The organism is Oleiphilus sp. HI0125 (assembly GCF_001635355.1).
Map to the genome: position 1 here is coordinate 1 of NZ_LWGF01001347.1, position 898 is coordinate 898.

The 898-nt window shown below is 46.1% G+C and carries 1 protein-coding gene; it reads left to right on the plus strand.

Annotated features, from left to right (window positions below; genetic code table 11):
• On the plus strand, window positions 1-842 hold an 842-nt coding region (locus tag A3762_RS23100), incomplete at its 5' end, for an NCS2 family permease (RefSeq protein WP_197469523.1).
• Between the last annotated feature and the right edge of the window lie 56 nt (window positions 843-898).

The window sequence follows — 898 nt, forward strand, 5'->3', positions numbered from 1 at the left end:
GTATTATTGCTGATCATCCTGCAACGCTTTTGACTTTAGGTGATCTTGCTTCTCCAGGTCCACTTCTAGCTGGCCTTGGTTTACTTCTTATTATTGCTTTGGATTACCGCAAAATTACTGGTTCTATTGTAATCAGCATGCTGGCGATCGCTATCGTCTCTTCGATTCTAGGTATTACTACATTCAGCGGCATTGTCGGTGAGCCTCACTCAATGTCAGAGCTTTTCTTCGCGCTAGACTTTAGCCGTGTACTAGAAGCAACAATGATTTCTGTAATCTTGGCGTTCGTCTTCGTCGACTTGTTCGATACTTCAGGTACTTTGATGGCGACAGCTTCTAAAGCAGGTCTTACTGATAAAGATGGCAAGTTCGACGCGATGGGGAAAGCAATGCTTGCTGACTCTACTGCGACAACTGCTGGTGCTGCATTAGGTGTTTCTTCGGTAACTACTTACGTTGAGTCAGGCGCTGGTATTGCTGCTGGTGGTAAGACGGGTCTTACAGCGGTTACAGTAGGTGTGTTGTTCTTGGCGGCGATGTTCTTCACGCCTCTATTAGATTTTGTTCCTGCATTCGCTACGGCACCTGCATTGATCTATGTTGGTCTAATGATGACTGCTGATATGCGTCACATTAACTGGGACGACATGACAAGCGCTGCGCCTGCATGGATTTGTGCAATCATGATGCCTTTTGGCTTCTCAATCTCTCACGGTATTGGCCTTGGTTTTGTTGCACACACAGTTCTCCAGTTGTTGACCGGTAAAACATCAGAGATTCGCCCAGCGGTTGCGCTAGTGTCGGTTCTTTATGTTCTAGGGATCGCAACAGGCGTTCTTTAACGATTATTTCGTTAACTCCTTATTGGCCGCAATTAGGTTGACCTAATTGCGGCTTT